The following is a 7333-nucleotide window of genomic DNA, read 5'->3' as shown; positions in this document are numbered from 1 at the left end:
CGTTAGTTATCCCAGTCTTGCAGGCAGGTTGCCTACGTGTTACTCACCCGTCCGCCGCTAACCCTTCCCGAAGGAAGAATCCGCTCGACTTGCATGTATTAGGCACGCCGCCAGCGTTCGTCCTGAGCCAGGATCAAACTCTCCATAATGGTAGAAATTTGACTTGCTCATAAAACGTTACTAGCTTGTTTTGCGAACCGAAGTTCGCTATACTTGCACGCTCGTTGTTCAGTTTTCAAGGAACAATCTTTTCTTTTTGTTCATCACCGTTTTCAGCGGCGACCTATATAAGATATCACATAGGCTTGACCCAATGCAAGTCTTTTTTTAATTAAATTTTCCGGACTAACAAAAAAACGCCCAGATCACGAAGTTGCCTTCGCCCATCTGAACGTTTCTCCCACTTAGTAAAAGCCTATTCAGCGCCCCGATCACGCATAACCGGGAACAGCAGTACGTCACGAATCGATGGCGAGTTAGTCAGAAGCATGACCAACCGGTCAATGCCAATCCCCAATCCACCAGTAGGCGGCATGCCATACTCCAAGGCACGAATGAAATCTTCATCCATCTCATGCGCCTCATCGTTCCCATGCTCACGCTCAACCAGCTGTGCTTCGAAACGCTCCCGCTGATCGATGGGATCGTTCAACTCCGTAAACGCATTTGCATGCTCACGACCAACAATGAACAGCTCGAATCGATCCGTAAAACGAGGGTCCTTCTCGTTCTTCTTCGCCAATGGAGAAATCGCAACGGGATGACCGGTAATAAAGGTCGGCTGGATCAACGTCTGTTCGACGAAATGTTCGAAGAACGCATTCAGAATATGCCCAACGGTCATGCTCGGCTCCACCGGTACTTTATGTTCCTTGGCCAACCGATGGGCTTCCTCGTCACTGATCGCTGCACCGAAGTCAACGCCGACTGCGTCCTTCACAGCATCCACCATCGATACACGCCGCCAAGGCGTTGCCAGACTAACCGGTTGATCCTGATACATAATCTCCGTTGACCCGAGCAGCTCCTTCGACAAGTGAGCAATCAGGTTCTCCGTCAGCTTCATGATATCCAAATAGTCCGCATAAGCTTCATAGAGCTCAATCATCGTAAATTCAGGGTTATGCCGCGTTGAAATCCCTTCGTTGCGGTATACACGCCCGATTTCGTACACTTTCTCAAGACCGCCTACAATAAGCCGCTTCAAATGCAGCTCAATGGCAATCCGCATATGCAGTTGCATGTCGAGGGCGTTATGATGGGTAATGAACGGTCGTGCAGCTGCCCCACCGGCTACATTGTGCAAGGTAGGCGTCTCCACTTCCAAGTAACCGTGATCGTCCAGATAACGTCGCATCGCTTGAATGATCCGCGAACGCAGTATAAAAGTTTCTTGCACTTCCGGGTTTACGATCAGATCGACGTAGCGCTGACGATAGCGCATCTCCACATCTTTCAATCCATGAAACTTGTCTGGCAACGGGTATAAAGACTTGGTCAACACTTCAAGCGATTRTACCTTAATAGAAGTCTCCCCAGTCTTCGTCTTGAAGATGACCCCTTTGACCCCGACAATATCACCCAGGTCGAGCAGATCGAACGCATGGTACATCGTGTCGCCCAACGCATCTTCCCGCACGTAGATCTGGATTTTACCCGACAAATCCTGAATATGAGCGAAGCTCGCTTTCCCCATTCTGCGCTTCTGCATGATACGACCGGCCACGGATACTTCCGCATGCTTCGCTTCCAGCTCTTCCGTCGATAATGCGTCATACTCGTTCAAGATCGCCTTGGCATGATGAGTCCGTTCGTACTTCTGACCAAACGGGTCTACTCCCAGGTTACGCAGCTCGTCCAATTTGTTCCGGCGGATAACCAATAGTTCATTCTCATTCAATTCCAATTCCTGACTCACGCTCTCCACTCCTTCAGCTTACGAAACCCTACTAAATAGCCCCACAAAGTGACGTCGAGCCTTCGCAGCTTATTCCTATTACTTTGCGGGGACCCCGGGACTTATTCTTACTATTAAGTTTAAACAAAAAAGCTCCCGGAGGAAGCTTTCCTAGGCATTACTTCTTGATATCGATAATCTTATATTGAATGACGCCAGCTGGCACTGAAACATCAACAACCGCTTCTTTCCTCTTGCCCAATAGTGCCTTACCCACTGGACTTTCATTGGAAATCTTGTTCGACAAAGGATCGGATTCTGCCGTACCTACGATCGTATATTCAACATTCTCATTAAATTCCATATCTTCAAGCGTTACGATCGATCCAACACTGACTGTATCTGTATCCACATCGTCGTTATTAATAATTCTGGCGTTGCGGAGCATCTTCTCAAGCGTTATGACACGTCCCTCGATGAAGGCTTGTTCGTTCTTCGCGTCTTCGTATTCCGAGTTCTCGCTAATATCTCCATAACCGATAGCGACCTTGATCCGCTCGGCCACTTCTCTGCGTTTCACGGATTTCAAGTGTTCCAGTTCTTCTTCAAGCCTCTTCAGGCCATCTTGTGTAAGAAGGACTTCTTTTTCGGACATATCAACAAATCTCCCGTCAGGTGAAGATTTTCATACTGGGAATCAACCGATCCAATGTGTATGAATTCACTCATTTAATATATTAACCATGTCAGCCCAAGATGACATATGGATCGTATGGTTTGCGGAAGCCGGGTCATCTATTGGATGATTATATTGCAACCCGCATCAAATGTCAATCGCAGCCAATCGCCGTGAAAACAAGCCTCGCAAGCCTTGTCCCCACTAGTTGAACGGGCGTTGTCGCGGCTTGAATTAATGCACCAATGCTGCTGAATCTTCTTCCTGATCGGCTTCACCGTTCGCTACGAATTCTTGAAGCGTATAGGCCATTTCGTCACGACGGGTGTGCTCCATCAGCACATCCTTAACTCGAGCAGAACCGCGCAGCCCCTTCAAGTACCACGCCATATGTTTGCGCATTTCCTTGACGGCGACGCTCTCCCCCTTCAAATCAACGAGGCGATCCAGGTGCAGCATGGCGATGCGCATCTTCTCTTCTGCTCCTGGTTCAGGCAGCAACTCGCCTGACGTCAAGTATTGAATGGTCCGGTACAGCATCCAGGGATTGCCCAGTGCAGCACGACCGATCATGACTCCATCGCAGCCAGTATGCTCTAGGAGCCGCTTAGCATCGGCTGGTGTGAACACGTCTCCATTGCCAATGACAGGAATCGACACAGCTTCCTTCACTTCCTTGATAATGTCCCAGTTCGCTTTGCCTGTATACATCTGCACTCGGGTGCGCCCATGCACACTAACCGCTGAACCACCACCGTTCTCAACGGCTTTGGCATTCTGGACAGCATACACATGATCATCATCCCAACCGATTCTCATCTTCACGGTAACCGGCTTGCTCACGGCCTTGACGACCTGAGTCACCATCTCTTCGATTCGGGAAGGATCCAGAAGCCAGCGGGCACCAGCATCGCACTTGGTAATCTTAGGAACGGGACACCCCATGTTAATATCGATAATATCGGCGTTCGTGTGTTGATCGACAACTTTCGCGGCTTCTACGAGCGTTTCCGTATCGCCCCCGAAGATCTGCAGGCTAAGCGGCTTCTCCCGCTCGTCGACGAATAGCATCTGCATCGTGCGTTCATTGCCGTGCACGATCGCTTTATCGCTTACCATCTCCGCGCACACGAGGCCACAGCCGAATTCTTTGGCGATCAGCCTGAAGGCGGGGTTGCATACGCCAGCCATTGGCGCCAGCACTACGTTATTTTTGGCCGTCACATTTCCAATCTGCAGCATTATTGTTCCTCTCCTTCCTTGCGATCCGGCGTCAATTCCTTCGGATCAATGTTAAGTGTCTCAGCAATTCGCTGAATCATGCGAGGCTCAGCCTTGCGACTTCCTCGCTCGATGGCGCCGAGTATCGCTATTGAAATGCCCATCTTCTGGGCCAATTCGTCCTGGGTGAAACCTTTAAGCTTGCGGAACGCTCTTACGCGTTGGGCGATTTGGTTTTTCTCCACAATCTAACGCCTGCCTTTCCTTCCAGTTTATCCAGATGCCCTTCCAATGAAACCACTTCGGCCGGTTGCAACCGTCGGATGACATCCAGTAAGGGAATGAGCACGAATTCGCGCTCCCGCATACGCGGGTGTGGGACCGTAAGTTCGGCGGTATCGAGGGTCAGTTCTTCACTATCCCGAGCGGGGACAGAGGGACTTACTCGGTATAGAAGCAACAGATCGAGGTCGATCGTACGTGGACCATAGCGAATGTTCCGGGTTCGACCCAAGCTTATCTCGATCCCTGCCATCACCTTGTATAACTGATCAGGAGGCAGAATAGTACGAACCGCAATTACCTGGTTCAAAAAAGCGTCCTGGTCCACATACCCGACCGGATCGGTTTCATATAGAGGGGATTCACCTGCTAGCTCAATGTCTGGATGTTGCACCAAGGTACGTACTGCATCAGTCAGCCATTGATCCCGATTCCCCATGTTGGACCCTAGTCCGATATAAGCCAAATAAACTCGCTGCGCTTCTTCGGTCGTGTTCACGAATCATGCCCGCTTTCTATTAATGTGCACGGTAACCCCTTCGAAATGAATGTCGAACGGTGGATGAGGCTTCGTCACTCGAACCGTGACATCATTTACATTAGTATACTGATGCAGCAGATCTGATGCAATGGCTTCCGCCAGCGCCTCAATGAGCTTGAATGGTTGGCCCTGGACGATTGTCTTGACCCGTTCATACACTTCCGCATAATTAATCGTCTGTCCGAGATCATCGGATCGGCCGGCCTGAGACAAGTCGAGCGACAGTTCCACATCTGCATAATAGCGCTGCCCGAGCTTGTTCTCTTCGGCAAAAACCCCGTGATAGCCGTAAAATTGCATACGATTTAGTACCATCTTATCCATGACTTCCCCCGCCTCTCCTAATCGCATCGCTCATTCGCGCTACTTGCTTCATTTCTCGAACGTCATGCACGCGCACAATGTTGCAGCCTTGTACAATCCCGAGGGCAACCGTTGCTGCTGTCCCTTCAAGAACGGCATGGGCTGGCAGCTGTAACGTTTTTTGGATCACCGATTTCCTTGACGTGCCGAGTAACACAGGGTATCCGAGTTCGGCGAGACGGTACAGTTGTTGGAGCAGCATAAGATTCTGTTCATAGGATTTGGCAAACCCGATCCCCGGGTCCAAAATAATTCGTTCAGCAGCAACCCCAGCCTCCAGAGCTATTGCAACGCTTCTGCGCAAATCTTCGACAACATCCGCCACGAAATCGTCATAGACGGCTTGACGCCGATTATGCATCAACACCACGGGGCACCCAAACTCTATCGCCACTTGAGCTAAGCCAGAGTCCCCCTGGAACCCCCATATATCATTCAGCATGTGGGCACCCGCTTGCATCGATTGCCGAGCGACCTCAGCTTTGTACGTATCAACGGAGATCGGCACCGGTAAACCCGCGGCTACTAGAGCGGCTACTACAGGAACTACTCGCGCCAACTCCTCCTCCAGGGAGACAAGCTCAGCGCCAGGTCGTGTAGACTCCCCTCCAATATCGATAATATCCGCCCCATCCGCCACCATCTCCATCGCACGACGAACGGCTGCGTCTGTTGAGATATATCGACCGCCATCCGAAAACGAGTCTGGCGTCACATTGAGAATACCCATAATGTGTGTTCGGCTGCGTAAATCCAGTGACATATTGCGACAAGGAACGACCCCCGTTGCAAGCTTAGTCCCTACGCACGGTGATGGCTTCCACAACTGGTGTGATTCATGTGTAGGTGATCCCTCGTATTCGTTCTGCATCCTATGTCCTCTCCCTGATTCATCCGCGTATGGAGCCTGTTGCACGGTTATATTGTTCGATCAATTTGTGAGTCCAGTGTCCTGCCCCGCCATACATGTTGCCAATTAAGGTCTGTGTCCCTTGCTGATCATAGCAACAGCTTATGGGTACCAATTCTTGAATGGAGTTCGTAACGAACAACTCATCTGAAGTCTTCACGTCATCCCAGCTGTACCAGCCTTCCTCGACTGGCAATCCTAGCACAGCTGCCAATTCCATAACGTACATTCTTGTAATGCCTGGAAGAATACCCGTATCCAGATGGGGAGTGCAGCATACATCGTTGCGGATCAGAAATAAATTACTGACGATCCCTTCTGCGGCGAACCCTCTTCCATCCAAAAAAAGCCCTTCGGCCCCTTGTGCCCAAGGATAGCCCAGCAGCTCTCGCTTTGCTCCTATATTATTCATATAGTGGAATGATTTTAACCGAATGTCGCTCTCCGGCGTATTGCGAGGGGTTCGCAATAGTTGTAGTGATTTCCCCTTCAGATAAGCTTCAGCATTTCTCGGGGGCAGCTCCTTCATGTATATAACCACGTTAGGGCTCGTATAATCACCTGTTGGCAAGCCAAGCGCTTCAGGACCTGCCGATACAGTCAGGCGAATATAAGCATCCTCATCCTCCAGCTTGTTGGCTTCCAACAGCTCCGCGATCTGTTCACGAAGCTTCGCTTCATCTGGGATATACTCGATTCCGAGCAACTTGCACCCTTCCGCAAGCCTTCGGAGATGGCGTTCCAACAGAAATGGCATGCCTCCATAAGTACGAAACGTCTCGAATAACCCCATCCCATACAAAAAGCCGTGATCGTACACCGAGACCACGGCTTGTTGCCCGTCAACCATTGCTCCATTCAATAGAAGCTTCATCGGCGGGTCGCGAGAAAATTGCGAAGCAGCTGGTGCCCGTGGTCCGTAATAATAGACTCCGGATGGAACTGCACCCCTTCAATCGGGTACTCCTTGTGCCGCAACCCCATAATCTCGCCTTCCTGCGTCTCCGCCGAAATTTCCAGACAATCCGGCAACGTCTCGCGGCGAACGATCAGGGAATGATAGCGGGTAGCCGTATACGGTGATGGGATGCCATCGAAGATACCGCGGCCATCGTGATAAATTTCTGACGTCTTCCCGTGCATCAGCTTGTCCGCACGTACAACTTCTCCGCCGAACACTTGACCGATCGATTGATGGCCCAGGCAAACGCCTAGTATCGGAATAACTCCCTTGAAATGCTCAATTAATTGAAGGCTGATCCCAGCCTCATTCGGTGTACACGGTCCCGGTGAAATGAGAATATGGGAAGGATTCAAAGCCTCAATTCCTGCCAAATCAATCTGATCGTTGCGGTGAACGACCACTTCTTCACCGAGTTCTCCGAGATATTGCACCAAATTGTAAGTAAATGAATCGTAATTATCGATAACTAGTATCATCTC

9 protein-coding genes and 1 rRNA gene are annotated in these 7333 nt (G+C 50.4%); all 10 read right to left on the bottom strand.

The window, feature by feature from the left end:
* Positions 1–149, bottom strand: a 16S ribosomal RNA gene (locus tag AC1DWB_RS14280); the annotation flags it as partial.
* Positions 150–415: 266 nt separating this feature from the next.
* A complete protein-coding gene (lysS, locus tag AC1DWB_RS14275; RefSeq protein ID WP_477541740.1) occupies positions 416–1918 on the bottom strand; it encodes a lysine--tRNA ligase in 1503 nt (500 codons plus the stop codon).
* A 157-nt stretch (positions 1919–2075) separates the two neighbouring features.
* Positions 2076–2552, bottom strand: a complete 477-nt coding sequence (gene greA / locus AC1DWB_RS14270; RefSeq protein ID WP_477541739.1) for a transcription elongation factor GreA — start codon at positions 2550–2552, stop codon at positions 2076–2078.
* A 255-nt stretch (positions 2553–2807) separates the two neighbouring features.
* Positions 2808–3815 (bottom strand): tRNA dihydrouridine synthase DusB, encoded by a 1008-nt coding sequence (dusB, locus tag AC1DWB_RS14265; RefSeq protein WP_477541738.1) that lies wholly within the window; start codon positions 3813–3815, stop codon positions 2808–2810.
* Positions 3815–4039 (bottom strand): helix-turn-helix domain-containing protein, encoded by a 225-nt coding sequence (locus tag AC1DWB_RS14260; RefSeq protein WP_477541737.1) that lies wholly within the window; start codon positions 4037–4039, stop codon positions 3815–3817. Before AC1DWB_RS14260 ends, dusB begins: the two co-directional genes overlap by 1 nt.
* Complete coding sequence (gene folK, locus AC1DWB_RS14255) at positions 4009–4575, bottom strand: 2-amino-4-hydroxy-6-hydroxymethyldihydropteridine diphosphokinase (RefSeq protein WP_477541736.1); 567 nt, start codon at positions 4573–4575, stop codon at positions 4009–4011. Before folK ends, AC1DWB_RS14260 begins: the two co-directional genes overlap by 31 nt.
* Positions 4576–4578: 3 nt before the next feature.
* Positions 4579–4941 carry a dihydroneopterin aldolase gene (gene folB, locus AC1DWB_RS14250; protein WP_477541735.1) on the bottom strand — a complete coding sequence of 121 codons (363 nt, stop codon included), beginning with the start codon at positions 4939–4941 and terminating at the stop codon, positions 4579–4581.
* A complete protein-coding gene (folP, locus tag AC1DWB_RS14245) occupies positions 4934–5743 on the bottom strand; it encodes a dihydropteroate synthase (RefSeq protein WP_477541744.1) in 810 nt (269 codons plus the stop codon). The genes folB and folP overlap by 8 nt, the downstream gene beginning before the upstream one ends.
* Positions 5744–5870: 127 nt before the next feature.
* The gene (locus AC1DWB_RS14240) at positions 5871–6764 is read right to left on the bottom strand and encodes an aminotransferase class IV (RefSeq protein ID WP_477541734.1); all 894 of its coding nucleotides are present in this window, start codon (positions 6762–6764) and stop codon (positions 5871–5873) included.
* Positions 6761–7330 carry an aminodeoxychorismate/anthranilate synthase component II gene (gene pabA, locus AC1DWB_RS14235; RefSeq protein ID WP_477541733.1) on the bottom strand — a complete coding sequence of 190 codons (570 nt, stop codon included), beginning with the start codon at positions 7328–7330 and terminating at the stop codon, positions 6761–6763. The genes AC1DWB_RS14240 and pabA overlap by 4 nt, the downstream gene beginning before the upstream one ends.
* Positions 7331–7333 lie beyond the last annotated feature (3 nt).

The organism is Paenibacillus sp. P4_E11, assembly GCF_056401635.1.
Note: the sequence above shows the minus strand (reverse complement) of the source record. Positions and strands in the feature narration are given on the sequence as shown.